Consider the following 15,678-nt stretch of genomic DNA (forward strand, 5'->3'; position numbering starts at 1 on the left):
CAGGAATGCTCCTTTTTCTTTTATGTTTTCCTATTTGGGTACAATTATTTGTTCGTTTGTTTTGATTTGAACCATAGTCTGAAACATGATGTTTCTTTGGCTATAATGACGTGATAAAAAAGCGATTCCTGCTGAAGTTAGTCTACGTTAAGAAGCGGCCAGCGTAGGAAAACATTTTAAAAACCGAAAATTTAGGAAAAATCATCACTGAAACCGCACAACCGCTTGATTTATCGTTAAAAACATGCGTAGACAGGTAAACGGCTACAAAGAGGAACGCACTCACAGTTTGTTTGGAAATGGAAATTCATACATCTCCATCGCTCCGATAAAATAAAAACGCCTGTCATAGAGACAGACGCACATGTTCTTTTTGTTACGGCAGTTGAAGAAGATCCTGCTCTATAATGCAACATACAATCCAATTCCGACCATTAATGCGACGGCAAGTCCAACATATATAAGTGTAAGACGTGCTATGTTGCTTTTGGTGGAAGAACTATAATCTTCATCACCTTTTCCGGATAGGGATAAGGTTCCAATTAATCCCGCTGCCATTACAAGTATTACTAATATTAATAAAATCTTCATTGCGCTCTCTTCCAGATTATTTTAGTTTTGGAAGAACATTATCAATAATTGTAATTCATTTTTCATGAATACAGTAATTTAAACTATGAAAAAACTGTGAATTTTTCTTGTTTAACCATGCTGTCAGTTAGCTGATTATTTAGAAATAACCAAGCCAGTGATCGCAGATGACCGTCCTAATCCTTTACTCGACTATTTGAAAGCTCATGGCGGTTCGTTTTTCATTGCTGAATTCAAAACTTTGTTTTTTTATAAACCTGACGGGACTAAGTGAAGGGATAGAACATTTCATACAGCAATTCGAGCAAATCAAAAAAAGCCTCATGATTTACGCCATATTTGGATTGTGCACATTTTAGCGGCTGGCATAGCTCCCGAACAAATCTAGCACGATCTGGAGCATGAAAGTATTTCCATCAAGGCAGATACGTACACTTATATCACGGAGAAAATGAAAAAAGAATCGAGAAAAAGATTTTCGGAGTACAGTCGACCAATCACTTTTGAAAAATGTGGTCAAACACCATTTTTGTACCCCGAAAATCGGCTGTTTTTCTCGATTCCCATGAACCTCTCCCACCTACACTCCGTTTAGAGGTGGAAGATGAATCGGTGAATATGTTAAAAAATGCCGTTATTTCAAGCGTTTTTCAAGCTCCGCCTTCTTCTCTTCATAGCCCGGTTTGCCAAGGAGGGCGAACATGTTCACTTTATAAGCTTCCACTCCAGGCTGGTCAAATGGGTTAACGCCTAATAAATAGCCGCTCATCGCGCACGCTTTTTCAAAGAAATAGACAAGATAGCCGAATGTATATTCGTCTAATTTCGGCAGGGTGATCACTAAATTTGGCACACCGCCATCCGTATGGGCAAGGAGCGTTCCTTCAAACGCCTTGGTGTTCACAAAATCGACCGTTTTGCCTGCCAAATAGTTCAGCCCGTCCAAATCGCTTTCCTCTTCTTCAATAACCAACTCATGGCGCGGCGTTTCCACTTTCAACACCGTTTCAAACAAATCGCGGCGTCCTTCTTGAATATATTGCCCTAAGGAATGAAGGTCGGTCGAGAAGTTTGCCGAAGCTGGGAAAATTCCTTTTTGGTCTTTTCCTTCGCTTTCGCCAAACAGCTGTTTCCACCATTCCGCGAAATATTGCAGCGCTGGCTCGTAGTTGACCAACAGCTCGATCGTTTTTCCTTTGTTGTATAGAATGTTGCGGATGGCCGCGTATTGGTATGCCGCATTTTCTTCCAGTTCCGAACTGCTGAAGTCTTCGCGCGCTTGCGCTGCACCTTTCATCATTTCTTCGATGTTTGCGCCGCTGACAGCAATCGGAAGCAGTCCTACTGCCGTCAATACGGAGTAGCGGCCGCCGACATCATCTGGAATGACAAATGTTTCATAGCCTTCTTCCGTCGCCAATGTTCTTAGCGCGCCGCGCGCCCGGTCGGTCGTTGCATAGATTCGTTTGCGCGCTTCTTCTTTTCCGTATTTTTCTTCCAACAGCTTGCGGAAAATGCGGAAGGCAATTGCCGGCTCTGTTGTCGTGCCCGATTTGGAAATGACGTTAATCGAAAAATCTTTTCCTTCTAATAAGTCGATGACATCTTTCATATAAGTCGAGCTAATGTTATTGCCGACGAAAAGAATTTGCGGCGTTTTCCGTTTGTCTTTTGGCAACGCATTGTAAAATGAATGATGAAGCATTTCAATCGCAGCGCGCGCTCCTAAATACGAGCCGCCGATACCGATCACCAGCAACACATCGGAATCAGCTTGAATTTTCGCCGCTGCTTTTTGAATGCGGGCAAATTCTTCTTTGTCATAGTCAACAGGCAAATCGAGCCATCCTAAAAAATCACTGCCTGTTCCTGTTTTTTCATGGAGGGAATGATGCGCCACTTTCACTGCATCACGCAAATAGGTAAGCTCATGTTCGCCAAAAAACGCCAAGGCTTTTGAATAATCAAAACGAATATGTGTCATATGTTCGATCCTCCAAACCAAAATGTTTTTACCTTCTTTCACTTTAACGAAACAACAAAAAGGAATCAAGTCGTTGCCTCGCTATGTAAACGGATTCATTTTTAACATTTATATGAATAAAAAAACAAGAAAGAGGCAGCCGGAACTGCCTCTTTTCTGCATTATAGCGATGCGCGCAAAATGGCGAGCACATCATCGCGATTTAATTTTTTGAACTTGCCAAATTCGCCAAACGCCATCGCTTTGTCCGCCATTAATTCAAGATTTTCTTCGCCGATGCCATAATCGGCAAGCCGAGACGGCGCGCCAAGACTCGACCAAAACTCGCGCAGTTTTTCAATGCCTTCTAGCGCCACCTCTCGTTCCGATTTCCCTTCCGGATTGACGTCAAACACGCGCACCGCTAGTTGGGCAAAACGGCTGACATTTTCATCAAGCACGTGCTTCATCCAGTTCGGGAACAGTATCGCAAGACCGCCGGCATGCGGGATGTCGTATACCGCCGATACAGCGTGTTCGATGTTATGCGTCGCCCAGTCGCCGCGGACTCCCATTTGCAAAAAGCCGTTTAACGCAATCGTTCCGCTGTATAAAATGGTCTCGCGCAACTCGTAGTTTTGCAAGTCATTCACTAGTTTTGGCGCCGCTTCCATCACTGTTTTTAATACGGCTTCACACATCCGGTCTTGCAGCGGAGTGTTTGGCGTGTGATGGAAATATTGTTCAAACACATGCGACATCATATCGACAATTCCGTAGACGGTATGGTCTTTCGGCACCGTGAGCGTATACGTCGGGTCAAGAATCGAAAATTGCGGGAACGTCGCTGGGCTGCCCCAGCCGTATTTTTCTTTTGTCTCCCAGTTGGTAATGACCGAGCCGGAGTTCATTTCCGAACCGGTTGCGGCCAGCGTCAATACCGTTCCAAACGGAAGCGCTTCCGTCACCGTCACTTTTTTCGTAATAAAATCCCACGGATCGCCGTCATATTTGGCCCCGGCAGCAATCGCTTTCGTACAGTCGATGACACTGCCGCCTCCGACCGCAAGCAAAAATTCGATGCCTTCTCTTTTGCAAATATCTACGCCTTTTCTTACCGTCGATACGCGCGGATTCGGTTCCACTCCCGGAAGCTCTGTCACTTTTACGTTCAGCTCATTCAATATGTTCATTACTTCGTCATACAGCCCGTTTCGTTTAATACTGCCGCCGCCATAGACAAGCAATACTTTTTTTCCATAACGCGGCAGTTCTTTTTTCAGCTGCTCAATTTGCCCTTTTCCGAAAATCAATTTCGTAGGATTTTGAAAAGTAAAATTTTGCATATGTATTTCCCCTCCTTCTTGTCTCTATTATGGACAGTATGATCTCCGCTTGTAAAGTGATTTACTTCTTTCGCAAATGATGCATATTTTTCGTCCATGTTATGCATTCTATAAGCGAATGATGGAAAAATGTAAAGGAGGAATAGATGAATGAGTGTACTTCAGCGCATTGCACTATTACTTACGATTATCGGCGCCATTAACTGGGGATTAATCGGTTTCTTTCAATTCGATTTAGTAGCAGCGATTTTCGGCGGGCAAGATGCCGCATTGTCGCGCATCATCTATGGAATCATCGGCATTGCAGGATTGATTAACCTTGCGCTTCTATTCAAGCCTGCCGAAGAATTAGGACGAACGGAACCAAAAACGTCTCACACATAAAATGTAAAGTAAAACACCCACCTCAAAAAAGGTGGGTGTTTTACTTTCGTAAATCTTCTTTTTTGGATTGCTCGATCCACTCTTGCAGCTTTTCTTTTAACGTATTAAATCCTGGGTTTAACGACATTTTTACTTTCACGTGACGTTTTTCGTCTTTGTTTCGATTCTCCAGTGCCTTCATTGATAGGCTAGCCCGTTTCGTTTGCCGGTCGATCGACAATACTTTTACCATTACTTCATCGCCGATATGGACATAATCCCTAACATCTTTTACAAATTTATGGGAAATTTCCGAAATGTGAACAAGTCCTTGTATTCCTCCGTCTAATTCGACAAAAACGCCATATGGCTGAATGCCTGTTACCTTTCCTTTCACGATATCTCCTGCTTCTATCGTTGACAAACAAAACACTCCTATTTTTTATTTCATATGTGTTTTTGTATTATAACATAAATTTTTGATGAATCCCAAAAAAATATGTTCTGCCATCCCGCAGCGGGACAGCAGAACATGGAAACTACAATCGCTCTAAAAAACGTTTCATCCGTTTGATCGCTTCCTGCAGCTGCTCGAGAGAAGACGCGTAAGAACAGCGGATATATCCTTCCCCGCTTGCGCCGAACACATTGCCCGGAACGACCGCCACTTTTTCTTCGAACAATAATCTTTCAGCAAATTGTTCCGATGTCAAGCCGGTAGATTGAATCGATGGAAACGCGTAAAACGCGCCGCCAGGCATGTGACAGTAAAGGCCGATTTCATTTAATGATTGAACAAAATAATTGCGCCGCCGCCGGTAGCTTTTTCTCATATACTCGACATCTTGCCCGCCGTTGCGCAATGCCTCTAGTGCGCCGTATTGCGCCATCGTCGGCGCGCACATCATCGCATACTGGTGGATCTTTAACATCGCCTGCAAAATTTCATTCGGCGCGGCAGCGAAGCCAAGCCGCCATCCTGTCATCGCAAACCCTTTCGAGAAACCGGAAATTAAGATCGTCCGCTCCCACATACCGTCGACAGCGGCAACGCTTGTATACGTACCGTCATATGTAAGTTCCGCATAAATTTCATCGGCAACGACAAGCAAATCATATTTTTTTACGATGCGCCCAATAGCTTCCAGTTCTTCTTTTTGCAACACGGTGCCTGTCGGATTGTTTGGCGAGCAAATGATGAGAGCTTTCGTGCGGTCGGTAATGACTTGCTCGATTTGTTCCGGACGCAGTTTAAAATGGTCGTCCCCGTGCGTTTCCACTAAAACGGGCGTCCCCCCAGCAAGCGCCACAAGCGGTTCATATGCGACAAAACAAGGTTCAACGACAATTACTTCATCGCCAGGATTGATAATCGCCCGCATGGCCAAATCCAGCGCTTGGCTCGCTCCGACCGTCACCAAAATTTCTGTTTCCGGATTGTACTCGACATGAAATTTGCGCATTAAATAAGCGGCGATTTCTTGGCGAAGCTCCAGCAACCCGGCATTCGCCGTGTAGGATGTATATCCTTGTTCAAGCGATAAAATACTTGCTTCCCGGATGTTCCAAGAGGTGACGAAATCCGGTTCGCCAACTCCAAGGGAAATCACCCCTTCCATGCCAGAAGCAAGATCAAAAAAGCGGCGAATTCCCGATGGTTTTAAACGGGAAACGGTTTCCGACACGTATGACTTTTTCGTTTGCTGTCTCATGGCGACACCACGATGCGGCGATCTTGATCTCCTTGGTCAAATACAGTGCCATCATGTTTATACTTTTTCAAAATAAAATGAGTCGTCGTCGAAATCACGGAATCGAGCGTCGATAATTTCTCGGAAACAAATTGCGCCACCTCAGACATCGAACGCCCTTCAATAACGACCGATAAATCATATGCCCCTGACATTAAATAAACGGATTTTACTTCCGGAAAGCGATAAATGCGCTCCGCCACTTCATCAAATCCGACTCCCCTCTTTGGCGTCACTTTCACATCGATCATCGCTGTGACGCCTTCATGGCCGTCCACTTTCCGCCAATCGACAAGCGCGGCATATTGGACAATCACTTTTGTTTCTTCGAGCTTTTTCACGATCGCCTCTGTTTCTTCGACCGTCAGCTCCACCATTTTCGCTAGTGTTTCCATTGGAATGCGAGCGTCTTTTTCCAATATTTCGATAATTTCAACCTCTTTTTCGCTCAGTTTCATGTAGATCCCCCCAGCAACTATTTTCGCATACATTCTCTCTATTTGCATGAAAAAACGATAAAAATTTAAAATAAACAGCAAGAGGTGAAGAAGGATGGACGCACCCCGGACAAACGGACAAACAATCCAGCTAAATCATATTCGCGTTTATTATGAAACATACAATTGTTGCGCATCCATCATATGCCTGTCACCTTTTCGGCGAAAATGGGTGCATATACAAAAATTATAAGCGATAATGGATAAAAAAAGAAGGGAGAGGATGTTTTTTATGTATCGGTTTGACGATGTTATCAACCGCCGCCATACCCTTTCGGTAAAATGGGATGACACAGAGCGGGTTTTTGGTGTCAAAGACGCATTGCCGATGTGGGTGGCCGATATGGACTTTCCGGCTCCGCCCGCAGTGATCGAGGCCTTGCACAAACGGGTCAAGCACGGCATTTTTGGCTATACTGTCATTCCTGATTCATTAAAAGAAGCGGTGCAACATTGGCTGCAAACGCGGCATCAATGGGATATAGACCGATCATGGCTCGTCTTTTCAACCGGTGTCGTGCCCGCACTAGCGACGGCAATCGAGGCGTTTTCCGAGGAGGGAGATCGCGTTGTTGTGTTTACTCCCGTTTATCCGCCGCTATTTCAGCTTGTTCGCCAGCATCGCCGCATGCTCGTCACCAGCCCGCTGCAGCTCAAGGAAACGCGATATGAAATCGACTGGGAGGATTTTACGGAAAAGATTCAAGGCGCGAAACTGTTGCTTCTGTGCAGCCCTCATAACCCTGGGGGGCGAGTATGGACAAAAGAAGAATTGGAAAAAATCGGGGAGTTATGCATGGAACACGATGTGATCGTCATCTCCGATGAAATCCATGCCGATCTTACCTTTCCGCCAAACAAACATGTGCCGTTTGCCTCGATTCGTCCTGAGTTTGCCGAAAAAAGCATCACATGCATGGCGCCGACGAAAACATTTAACCTTGCCGGTCTGCAGGCAGCGGCAGCGATCATTGCCAACGAATCACTGCGACGGCAATTCCGCAAAGTCCAGCAGCGGCAAGGATTTTTTACGCTGAATACGTTTGCCGTCGTCGGCACAGAGGCAGCCTACCGTCATGGAGGGGAATGGCTCGATGCACTGCTTGCATATTTGCAGGAGAATATCGATTGCGTATCCTCTTACATACAGACACATTTACCAGCGCTTCGCATCATCCGCCCGGAAGCGACGTATCTCGTTTGGATCGACTGCCGGCATCTTGGCCTAACAGAGCAGCAGCTGAAACAGCTTCTTTTGGAAAAAGGAAAAATCGCGGTTGAGTTTGGCAGCAAATTCGGCGAAGAAGGAAAAGGGTTTATACGCATGAATGTCGCCTGCCCGCGCCAAACGCTGAAAGAGGCTCTTCACCGCCTATCTATTGCTTTGCAATAAGATTGTTCATGATGCTTGAAATAACGACATAAAATGACGCGGCAGCCTCCACTGCTGGCGCTGAAAAACTTTCGCAAAAAACACAAAAAGGCTCTTCCCGTTTCACCGGCAAGAGCCTTTCCTTACCCCTTCTATTTTTTAATTTCACCACAAGCAATTCGTCCACCAGCATCTCCAGCCGGCTGTGTCATTCCATCATCTTTTCCCGCGTGAATGACAATCGCCGTCCCGTCTTTGGTCAATAGCGACCCTTTCGTTCCTTCTTTTAACGTCACATTCGGCGCCGTCAATTCGACGTTAACCGTTCCGTCTTCTTTGACAATAATATTAGGCAAGTCGCCGGCATGCGCACCTTCCGGATGGAGCAATCCATGTTTTTTCCCGTCCGGATTATAGTGATTCCCAGCCGATTGGAAATCCGGTTTTTTGCAAACGCCTTTTTCGTGGATATGAATCGCATGTTCCCCAGGCGGAAGCCCCTCCAAATCCAGCTTCAATTTGACTCCTTTTGCCTGTTCCATCAATTGGATCGTGCCGACGGAATCACCATCGCTATTAATCATATGGACTTTTAAATTAGTAGCATCTTCATTTTGGCAGCCGGCAAGGAATAAAACCGTTGCAGCTAACAACCAGCTTGCTCGTTGAAGCACAAAACCCCTCCAGGCAATACGTTTTTATCTGTTAGTATTGCCAGAGAGAAGGCATATTAAACATTCTATTTTTCATCGCGGATTACATTTTTTTTCTTTAACTGTTCTTCTAATTTCTTTGCCTCTTCTTCCTGCCATTTGGAAATTTTTATGATCAGCCGCATCGTTAAAAGCGCCGCAATCAAGAAAATGGTGCATGTAATGGCAGCCGGAATATATTCGCGTTTATCTTCCGGAAAGTATAAAAATAAGTTTAATATATTTGGAAGAATCATCATTCAACAACCTTTCTCCAGAATATTTCAATCGCTATTATAGCATAAACAAACAAAAAAAAGACCGCTGTCGGTGCGGCTCACTAAAGCGCGAATTTTTTCCTCAGCTGGGTGAAATCGATCCGCTCCCCGAGCGTCGGCGGCTTTGTTTTCGTCAAATATTTTTTATCATTTTCCACTAACCGGAAGATAGTATAGGTAGTGAACGCGTCATCCAACGCACAGTGCGCTTTTCCAACTCCTTCATTTCCATACTCCTGTATTGCCTTTCGCAGTCCGGTCTGACTTTTATTGCCGAAAAACCGTTTATATTCCATTGCCAAATCGCGATGTTCTCCGCTAAATGGGAACGGCACATTCGCCGACATACAATTTTCCCGCAATACTTTCATATCCATGCTGCCCCATGTCACTACCGTGCTCGGCCGCGCCCGATCATACTTGCTTAGCAGCGTAACAAGTTCATAAAAGCTGATTCCTTGATCGATTTGTTCTTGTGTAATCTTTAAAAAAGATTTGCACCGGTCTGTAAGCTGCGGGAAGCGCAGCGGTTTCACATATGCCGAAAACTGGTCACATACTTCGCCATTGACCACCGCGACAAGACCGACTTCAATAATTTCTGGAAGAAACCCGTGCGGCTTCGTTTTTGTCTCTGGCATCGTAAATTCAAAATCGAGGAACAAATATTGTTGTGCGGTCGACATATCTTTCCCTCCCTTCTTATGCATTATCACGAATGATCTTGCTATTATTATTATATCATGAGGAAGCGACAGTTTATTTCCTTTTTCAGAAAATATCAAAAAAAGGGCGAAAGCCGGAAAAGTTAGGTATAATGGATGAATAATTGGAAAGGAGAAAAAATGCGGTGAAGAAGCTCGTGATATGTCTATGCTTGATAATTCTTCTAGCAGGCTGCTCCCACGCCAACGAGAAAAATACCGTCCTTACAGTAGGGGCGGCCGCTAGCATGAAAGACGTTCTTGAAGCGATTGGCAAGCAATATGAAAAAGAGCACCATGATGTCACGCTTCGCTTTACCTTTGCCTCAACGGGAACGTTGCAAAAACAAATTGAACAAGGGGCGCCGATTGATATATTTGTTTCCGCCGATGCCCGTACGTTTGAACAGCTGCAGCAAAACAAGACGGTTATCGCCGAGCACGACCGTCCCCTCGTTTACAACGAGCTTGTTTTGATCGTACCAAAAGATCGTTCAAGCTTGGTGCATTCCCTATCTGATTTAACGAACCAGTCCATCCGTTCAGTGGCGATCGGCATTCCGGAAACGGTGCCAGCCGGCGCTTACGCTAGACAATGGCTGCAGTCGGCCGGATTATGGGAAAAACTAAAAACAAAATATATTTTTACTAAAGATGTCCGCCAAGTGCTGACTTATGTCGAATCACAAAATGTCGATGGAGGAATCGTCTATCGCACTGATGCCCTTGCATCGAAGCACGTTCATATCGCCGCGGTTGCTCCGCCTCCGCTCAACAAGCAGATCGTCTATAAGGCAGGAGTGGTGGTTCAATCGAAACAACAAAAAGCAGCAAAACAATGGGTGGCCTACTTATATTCGAAGCAAGCCGCATCATTCTTTCAAAAATACGGATTTATTGTCCCTGGCAAGTAGATATTTGTTTGAAAACACTGAAGAGAAAGACTATACTGATTTTATATAGTAAAAAGGGGGCGCTGCCATGAAAAATGTGGTCATACACAAAATTGTCACTTTTATTTTCACGGAAGAACAACTAAAAGCATACTGGGACAAGCAAAAATCGCATATTCCATTTGCCTCATTAACAAATGAACAATATATGGAACTCGCCGAAGATATGCTGAACCATTCTTCGCATAGCCAGCTCGAGCAGCACCTGATTGACAAAGGATGGCGAACCGAGGAAGAAGCAAACGGTCTTGTGCTTGCCGAAGATGAATCGCGCGAGGATATTCATATCGAAATTGTCGATACGTCCGTGCCAACCGAGCCGACGAAGAAATTGTTTATTGACCGCATGACAGAAATACAATGCCCGCACTGCTCATTTTCTTTCTATTTGCGTAACGCTCATCCAACCCGTAGCGACTGGACATGCCCTGCATGCGGAAATGCCTTTCATACCTCCGTCTAAAACAAAGGAAAGGAGCGTTTACAAGTCATGTCTCATACCGCAGCAACGGAAATATCCAATTTTCAATATTATTTTGCCATCGCTATTTTCTTGATTACATACGCCATTATCATCTCCGAAAAAATCAACCGCGCCGTGATTGCACTGTTTGGCGCAGCGGTAATGATTATTTTTGGCATCGTCGACCTGCATAAAGCTTTTACCCATCATATCGAATGGGGAACGATCACCTTGCTTATCGGTATGATGATTTTGGTCGACATTACAAGTAAATCTGGTTTTTTTCAATACATGGCGATTAAAGCGGCCAAGTTAGCAAAAGGGCGTCCTATCCGCATTTTAGTGATGCTTTCGTCATTAACCGGTATCTTATCCGCCTTTTTGGATAATGTCACAACCGTACTGCTCGTTGTTCCTGTTACGTTTTCGATTACGCGCATGCTGCAAGTAAATCCGGTTCCTTATTTAATCTCGGAAGTGCTGCTGTCCAATATCGGAGGAACGGCGACATTAATCGGCGACCCGCCAAACATTATGATTGGGTCGGCCAATAAACATCTTGATTTTAACGCATTTTTGCTCAACTTAACACCAATCGTGCTCCTCATTGCTGCAGTGACCATCGCCCTTTTGGCATGGATTTATCGCAAGCAGCTGAAAACGGATGAAAAACTTATCAGCAAGCTGATGAATGTAAATGACGCCGACTATATTAAGGACGCCAAACTACTAAAAAAATCCGTATCCATATTAGCGCTGACGATTTTGGGCTTTATCCTTCATTCGGTCATCCATGTTGATGCGGCCGTCATCGCGATGACAGGCGCTGTCATTTTAATGTTGGTCGCGGTGCCGGAACATGAAATCGAGGATGTATTTGCCTCGGTGGAATGGGTAACCATTTTCTTTTTTGCTGGTCTATTCATCTTAGTGGGCGGACTGGTGGACATCGGCCTTATAAAAAGTTTAGCGGAAAAAGTGCTCGAAATCACCGGCGGCGATATTTCCGTCGCGGCGTATTTTATCCTTTGGCTATCGGGCATTGCCTCTGCCACGATCGATAACATTCCGTTTGTCGCCACCATGATTCCACTGATTAAAGACATGGCTGTTGGCATGGGATTATCGCCGGATGCCGCGCAAATTGAAGTATTATGGTGGGCATTGTCACTAGGCGCCTGCCTTGGCGGAAACGGCACATTAATCGGTGCCTCTGCGAACGTCATCGTCGCCGGCATCGCTTCGCGCGAAGGGCATGGGTTCAGCTATATGGACTTTTTAAAAATTGGCGCGCCGTTGACGCTGATTGCTCTGCTGCTTTCCCACGCCTATTTGTTCGTTCGTTATTTAATGTAATAAGAGCAGAATGTTAAAGGAGCGAAGTTCAACAGAAATTCGCTCCTTTTCTCATTTTGTACATATAGTAGTATAGAAATAATTAACAAGGAGGAATAACCTGTGATATTGTATCCTGCATTCCCTCCCCCATATATGGTCAGGCAATATCCGCCGGTGAATCCTGCTCTTTTTTCCCAATCGGCGGCGACCGCACAAACATTGATGAACGACGCCAGCACGATTTTAAAAAAACTAGCGGAATCAAAATCGTTCGCAACCAGCGTCATGGCAGCGGCACAGGAGGGAAAAACAAAGGAAGTCAGCCGGATGATTCAATCGCTTGGAATTAAATCGAAAGTCGATCTTTATTTTAATCCCGACGGCATCCGCTTGACTTTATCTCCTCCGCCAGGTGCGTTTTTATGTTGTCAGCTTGTTATTGGCTTACGCTGGAATACGTTTCCGCCCACCTAATCGCTTGCGAACGCGATCGGGCTGCACCTTCCACAGAGGTGAGCCCTTTCCTCACCCAATTCATAACATTACGCATTTCCATTTTCATCAAACGGCTGTTTTTTCCCGATTTCTGCGGCATCGCGCAAATCGTATCCATCATCGTTTTTGCTTACATGAATAATATCTTCGTTTGCCCCTTTTTTGCTCGCCTGTTTGATCTCCCGTTCTTGCTCAGCAAATTTCATGCCATTTCTCCTTTCTTAGCGAATAAAAATCAGCATACCGCTTTCTTTTTATTATGCACATGTCCGAAAAATATAGTTGACATCCCTCTTATTGTTCGATACGATTTTGTTAACACACAAAAGAAGGGGGTTTACATATGGAGGCACAACATCCGAAATGGCGTGCCATTGATATTACATTGATCGGCATGTTCGTGGCCTTGATGGCGATCGGTGCCAATATCACATCATGGGCGCCATTTTTGGTCATCGGCGGCGTTCCAATTACCTTGCAAACATTTTTCTGCGTGCTCGCTGGAGCTGTTTTAGGACGAAGGCTTGGCGCCGCGGCGATGATGGTTTATATGTTAGTCGGTTTATTTGGCGCCCCGGTGTTTGCCAAGTTTGGCGGCGGATTTGGCAGCATTGTCGGCCCAACATTCGGCTTTATCGTCTCTTTCATTTTTGCTGCATATGCTACAGGCTGGATCATTGAGCGCAGCAAGGACAATCCGTCTACTGTCCGCTTTGTCGCCGCATCACTCGTCGGCATGGCCATTAACTATGTCATCGGTACAAACTGGATGTATGCCGCTTATAAATGGTGGGCGGTAGCGCCACAAGGATTTTCCTATGGCATGGCATGGAGTTGGATGATGGTGCCGCTTCCGAAAGACATTATTTTATCGATCGTAGCTGGAGTAATGGCGCCACGTATGTATCGCGCCATCCGTAAATCGGCTTCCTATTATCGGCACGTTGCCTAATTCCCTGTTCATGAATGCTCTTCTTTCTCTATAAATAAAGCGCGCATATCCAAAAAGGAATGCGCGCTTCTTTATTAGAAAAATAGTTTTAAAATTTGAAATACAAATCCCGAAATCAACGCCGAAACAGGCAACGTAATGATCCATGTCAACACAATGCGCTGTGCGACTCCCCATTTTACGCCCCTCACGCGCTGCGCCGCACCGACTCCCATGATCGCCGACGAAATGACATGGGTCGTACTAACCGGCAAATGAAGAAGGGTAGCCGAGAAAATGACGAGCGCAGACGATAAATCGGCAGCGGCGCCATTGACCGGACGGATTTTCATAATCTTGCCGCCGACCGTTTTAATAATTTTCCAACCACCGACTGATGTCCCGATTCCCATTGCAAGCGCGGCGGCGATCCGCACCCATTCCGGCACATTGTCTGATGTATGGTAATTGGCGGCGATCAGCGCCATCGTAATAATTCCCATCGTCTTTTGCGCATCGTTCGTTCCATGTGTAAAGGACTGCAGCGCTGCCGTTACGACTTGAAACATACGAAATCCTTTCGTCGTACGGGTTAAATTGGCGTTTTTAAAGATGAAACGGAACAGGCTCATAATGACAAAGCCTACCGCCAGCGCTAAAAATGGCGAGATAATCAACGATTCCAAAATTTTAAGAAACCCTTTATAATGCAACACATCGAACCCGGCGGCCGAAACCGCAGCTCCCGCCACCGAACCGATTAATGCATGCGAAGAACTGCTTGGAATACCATAATACCAAGTGATTAAATTCCACACGATCGCAGCGATTAACGCTGCTAAAATGACGATAGAACCATTTTCCAAAGCGAATGGATCGACGATGTCTTTGGTGATCGTTTTCGCCACCCCGGTAAAGGTCAGCGCACCGATAAAGTTCATCGACGCCGCCAAAATAATCGCTTTTCGCGGCGAAAGCGCCCGTGTGGATACCGATGTGGCAATGGCATTGGCAGTGTCATGAAATCCGTTGATAAAATCAAACGCCAATGCGAAAAAAACAATCAGAGCCGTAAGTACCAATACCGTATCCATAAAGACGATGTCTCCTTTTATGCGTTGCGCATGATGATCGTTTCAATCGTATTCGCTACATCCTCACAGCTATCGGCAATTTCTTCAAGCATTTCATATAGTTCTTTATATTGAATGATTTTCACCGGATCTTTTTGCTCCACAAATAAATTTTTAATCGAAGCCCGCAAAATTTCATCGCACTTCGTTTCATAATCCTTAATTTTTATGGCATGTTTCCGCATCTCAAGAAGTTTTTTATGCGATAGCAACTTCAGGGCTTGGGCGATTTCAATCGTGCTTTGATAAATGTTATTGAAAAACTTCACCATATGGTCATCAATTTCAGTAAACGAAAACATCTCAAAACGGGCTGAACATTGCTCCAATCCGTCTAATACATCGTCCATTTTCATCGCCAGTTGATGAATATCCTCGCGTTCAATTGGCGTAATAAATGTTTTATTTAATTCAACAACGAGTTCATGAATATAAGAGTCTCCCTTGCGCTCATACTCTTTCATCACGCGGGCGAATTCTTTTAAATCGCTGACGTTGTTAATTTTATATTCTACAAAGTATTGTGCCGCCTCTTTCACGTTTTCCGAAATCGTAAATAATAAATCAAAGAAGACATCTTTTTTTGGCGAAAAGATCATTGTGAAAACCCCCATTGATTTTGAACTGATAGAAATGGATGCCACTTGTTTTATTTTATGAACTAATGGAATTTATGCTACCTGTTCTATTTTATCAATAAATGTCGAATCGACAAGAAAAGATAAAAAAAATTTACATTAAATTTACATTATCTTTACATTACGTACATATAGCATTCCAAAAACAAACCGAAGCCATACAAAAGAGG

The 15,678-nt window shown here is 44.7% G+C and carries 20 protein-coding genes; 7 read left to right on the plus strand and 13 right to left on the minus strand.

Features of this window, described 5'->3' with window-relative positions; all coding sequences use genetic code 11:
* Positions 1-402 precede the first annotated feature (402 nt).
* The 3 genes from GCA01S_RS08170 to GCA01S_RS08180 all read right to left on the minus strand — a co-directional run bounded on the left by GCA01S_RS08170 (position 403) and on the right by GCA01S_RS08180 (position 3,900).
* Entirely contained in the window at positions 403-591 is a 189-nt protein-coding gene (locus tag GCA01S_RS08170; RefSeq protein WP_042408949.1) for a hypothetical protein, read from the minus strand.
* Between the two features lie 634 nt (positions 592-1,225).
* A complete protein-coding gene (locus GCA01S_RS08175; RefSeq protein ID WP_017434836.1) occupies positions 1,226-2,575 on the minus strand; it encodes a glucose-6-phosphate isomerase in 1,350 nt (449 codons plus the stop codon).
* 161 nt (positions 2,576-2,736) lie between these two features.
* Positions 2,737-3,900, minus strand: a complete 1,164-nt coding sequence (locus GCA01S_RS08180; RefSeq protein ID WP_042408950.1) for an iron-containing alcohol dehydrogenase — start codon at positions 3,898-3,900, stop codon at positions 2,737-2,739.
* A 150-nt stretch (positions 3,901-4,050) separates the two neighbouring features.
* On the opposite strand from GCA01S_RS08180, the gene GCA01S_RS08185 reads away from it, so the two are divergent.
* The gene (locus GCA01S_RS08185) at positions 4,051-4,284 is read left to right on the plus strand and encodes a DUF378 domain-containing protein (RefSeq protein ID WP_017434834.1); all 234 of its coding nucleotides are present in this window, start codon (positions 4,051-4,053) and stop codon (positions 4,282-4,284) included.
* Between the two features lie 40 nt (positions 4,285-4,324).
* Here GCA01S_RS08185 and yugI read toward each other — a convergent pair whose 3' ends face one another.
* From yugI to GCA01S_RS08200, 3 genes are all read right to left on the minus strand, one after another.
* Positions 4,325-4,687 (minus strand): S1 domain-containing post-transcriptional regulator GSP13, encoded by a 363-nt coding sequence (gene yugI / locus GCA01S_RS08190; protein WP_017434833.1) that lies wholly within the window; start codon positions 4,685-4,687, stop codon positions 4,325-4,327.
* 115 nt (positions 4,688-4,802) lie between these two features.
* The gene (locus GCA01S_RS08195) at positions 4,803-5,975 is read right to left on the minus strand and encodes an aminotransferase (protein ID WP_042408953.1); all 1,173 of its coding nucleotides are present in this window, start codon (positions 5,973-5,975) and stop codon (positions 4,803-4,805) included.
* On the minus strand, positions 5,972-6,472 hold the full coding sequence (locus GCA01S_RS08200; protein WP_017434831.1) for an Lrp/AsnC family transcriptional regulator: 501 nt from the start codon (positions 6,470-6,472) through the stop codon (positions 5,972-5,974). Before GCA01S_RS08200 ends, GCA01S_RS08195 begins: the two co-directional genes overlap by 4 nt.
* Positions 6,473-6,743: 271 nt before the next feature.
* Between GCA01S_RS08200 and GCA01S_RS08205 the strand changes: the two genes are divergently transcribed.
* Positions 6,744-7,904 carry a MalY/PatB family protein gene (locus GCA01S_RS08205; RefSeq protein WP_042409001.1) on the plus strand — a complete coding sequence of 387 codons (1,161 nt, stop codon included), beginning with the start codon at positions 6,744-6,746 and terminating at the stop codon, positions 7,902-7,904.
* Here GCA01S_RS08205 and GCA01S_RS20690 read toward each other — a convergent pair.
* From GCA01S_RS20690 to kapD, 4 genes are all read right to left on the minus strand, one after another.
* Complete coding sequence (locus GCA01S_RS20690; protein ID WP_155835558.1) at positions 7,888-8,070, minus strand: hypothetical protein; 183 nt, start codon at positions 8,068-8,070, stop codon at positions 7,888-7,890. The two genes, GCA01S_RS08205 and GCA01S_RS20690, sit on opposite strands and share 17 nt — an antisense overlap.
* Positions 8,036-8,557 (minus strand): superoxide dismutase family protein, encoded by a 522-nt coding sequence (locus GCA01S_RS08210; RefSeq protein ID WP_042408957.1) that lies wholly within the window; start codon positions 8,555-8,557, stop codon positions 8,036-8,038. The genes GCA01S_RS20690 and GCA01S_RS08210 overlap by 35 nt, the downstream gene beginning before the upstream one ends.
* 65 nt (positions 8,558-8,622) lie before the next feature.
* The gene (locus GCA01S_RS08215; RefSeq protein ID WP_017434827.1) at positions 8,623-8,835 is read right to left on the minus strand and encodes a hypothetical protein; all 213 of its coding nucleotides are present in this window, start codon (positions 8,833-8,835) and stop codon (positions 8,623-8,625) included.
* An 80-nt stretch (positions 8,836-8,915) separates the two neighbouring features.
* The gene (gene kapD, locus GCA01S_RS08220; protein WP_042408960.1) at positions 8,916-9,539 is read right to left on the minus strand and encodes a 3'-5' exonuclease KapD; all 624 of its coding nucleotides are present in this window, start codon (positions 9,537-9,539) and stop codon (positions 8,916-8,918) included.
* Between the two features lie 164 nt (positions 9,540-9,703).
* Here kapD and modA point away from each other — a divergent pair, with 164 nt between their 5' ends.
* The 4 genes from modA to GCA01S_RS08240 all read left to right on the plus strand — a co-directional run bounded on the left by modA (position 9,704) and on the right by GCA01S_RS08240 (position 12,785).
* Complete coding sequence (gene modA / locus GCA01S_RS08225) at positions 9,704-10,471, plus strand: molybdate ABC transporter substrate-binding protein (RefSeq protein WP_042408962.1); 768 nt, start codon at positions 9,704-9,706, stop codon at positions 10,469-10,471.
* Between the two features lie 67 nt (positions 10,472-10,538).
* Positions 10,539-10,973 carry a hypothetical protein gene (locus tag GCA01S_RS08230; RefSeq protein WP_042408963.1) on the plus strand — a complete coding sequence of 145 codons (435 nt, stop codon included), beginning with the start codon at positions 10,539-10,541 and terminating at the stop codon, positions 10,971-10,973.
* Positions 10,974-11,000: 27 nt separating this feature from the next.
* Positions 11,001-12,329 carry an ArsB/NhaD family transporter gene (locus tag GCA01S_RS08235; protein ID WP_042408964.1) on the plus strand — a complete coding sequence of 443 codons (1,329 nt, stop codon included), beginning with the start codon at positions 11,001-11,003 and terminating at the stop codon, positions 12,327-12,329.
* A gap of 135 nt (positions 12,330-12,464) precedes the next feature.
* On the plus strand, positions 12,465-12,785 hold the full coding sequence (locus GCA01S_RS08240; RefSeq protein ID WP_026078436.1) for a hypothetical protein: 321 nt from the start codon (positions 12,465-12,467) through the stop codon (positions 12,783-12,785).
* A 68-nt stretch (positions 12,786-12,853) separates the two neighbouring features.
* Here the strand turns inward: GCA01S_RS08240 and GCA01S_RS20510 are convergent, their stop codons facing one another.
* Positions 12,854-13,012 carry a hypothetical protein gene (locus GCA01S_RS20510; protein ID WP_017434821.1) on the minus strand — a complete coding sequence of 53 codons (159 nt, stop codon included), beginning with the start codon at positions 13,010-13,012 and terminating at the stop codon, positions 12,854-12,856.
* 137 nt (positions 13,013-13,149) lie between these two features.
* Here GCA01S_RS20510 and GCA01S_RS08245 point away from each other — a divergent pair, with 137 nt between their 5' ends.
* The gene (locus GCA01S_RS08245) at positions 13,150-13,758 is read left to right on the plus strand and encodes a biotin transporter BioY (protein WP_042408967.1); all 609 of its coding nucleotides are present in this window, start codon (positions 13,150-13,152) and stop codon (positions 13,756-13,758) included.
* Between the two features lie 74 nt (positions 13,759-13,832).
* Here the strand turns inward: GCA01S_RS08245 and GCA01S_RS08250 are convergent, their stop codons facing one another.
* Together GCA01S_RS08250 and GCA01S_RS08255 are read right to left on the minus strand one after the other, a co-directional pair.
* Positions 13,833-14,831: an inorganic phosphate transporter gene (locus GCA01S_RS08250; RefSeq protein WP_042408969.1), complete on the minus strand. Its 999-nt coding sequence runs from the start codon at positions 14,829-14,831 to the stop codon at positions 13,833-13,835.
* A gap of 17 nt (positions 14,832-14,848) precedes the next feature.
* Positions 14,849-15,469, minus strand: a complete 621-nt coding sequence (locus GCA01S_RS08255) for a DUF47 domain-containing protein (protein ID WP_017434818.1) — start codon at positions 15,467-15,469, stop codon at positions 14,849-14,851.
* Positions 15,470-15,678 lie beyond the last annotated feature (209 nt).

The organism is Parageobacillus caldoxylosilyticus NBRC 107762 (assembly GCF_000632715.1).
GTDB classification, from domain to species: domain Bacteria; phylum Bacillota; class Bacilli; order Bacillales; family Anoxybacillaceae; genus Saccharococcus; species Saccharococcus caldoxylosilyticus.

Bases quoted from the DNA above. Each gene is read 5' to 3' on its own strand.
- GCA01S_RS08250 (WP_042408969.1), bottom strand. From the start codon at position 14,831: ATGGATACGGTATTGGTACTTACGGCTCTGATTGTTTTTTTCGCATTG.
- GCA01S_RS08170 (WP_042408949.1), bottom strand. From the start codon at position 591: ATGAAGATTTTATTAATATTAGTAATACTTGTAATGGCAGCGGGATTA.
- GCA01S_RS08205 (WP_042409001.1), top strand. From the start codon at position 6,744: ATGTATCGGTTTGACGATGTTATCAACCGCCGCCATACCCTTTCGGTA.
- GCA01S_RS08195 (WP_042408953.1), bottom strand. From the start codon at position 5,975: ATGAGACAGCAAACGAAAAAGTCATACGTGTCGGAAACCGTTTCCCGT.
- GCA01S_RS20510 (WP_017434821.1), bottom strand. From the start codon at position 13,012: ATGAAATTTGCTGAGCAAGAACGGGAGATCAAACAGGCGAGCAAAAAA.
- GCA01S_RS08175 (WP_017434836.1), bottom strand. From the start codon at position 2,575: ATGACACATATTCGTTTTGATTATTCAAAAGCCTTGGCGTTTTTTGGC.
- kapD (WP_042408960.1), bottom strand. From the start codon at position 9,539: ATGTCGACCGCACAACAATATTTGTTCCTCGATTTTGAATTTACGATG.
- GCA01S_RS08215 (WP_017434827.1), bottom strand. From the start codon at position 8,835: ATGATGATTCTTCCAAATATATTAAACTTATTTTTATACTTTCCGGAA.
- GCA01S_RS08185 (WP_017434834.1), top strand. From the start codon at position 4,051: ATGAGTGTACTTCAGCGCATTGCACTATTACTTACGATTATCGGCGCC.
- GCA01S_RS08245 (WP_042408967.1), top strand. From the start codon at position 13,150: ATGGAGGCACAACATCCGAAATGGCGTGCCATTGATATTACATTGATC.
- GCA01S_RS08255 (WP_017434818.1), bottom strand. From the start codon at position 15,469: ATGATCTTTTCGCCAAAAAAAGATGTCTTCTTTGATTTATTATTTACG.
- GCA01S_RS08180 (WP_042408950.1), bottom strand. From the start codon at position 3,900: ATGCAAAATTTTACTTTTCAAAATCCTACGAAATTGATTTTCGGAAAA.
- GCA01S_RS08240 (WP_026078436.1), top strand. From the start codon at position 12,465: ATGGTCAGGCAATATCCGCCGGTGAATCCTGCTCTTTTTTCCCAATCG.
- GCA01S_RS08200 (WP_017434831.1), bottom strand. From the start codon at position 6,472: ATGAAACTGAGCGAAAAAGAGGTTGAAATTATCGAAATATTGGAAAAA.
- GCA01S_RS08235 (WP_042408964.1), top strand. From the start codon at position 11,001: ATGTCTCATACCGCAGCAACGGAAATATCCAATTTTCAATATTATTTT.
- GCA01S_RS08230 (WP_042408963.1), top strand. From the start codon at position 10,539: ATGAAAAATGTGGTCATACACAAAATTGTCACTTTTATTTTCACGGAA.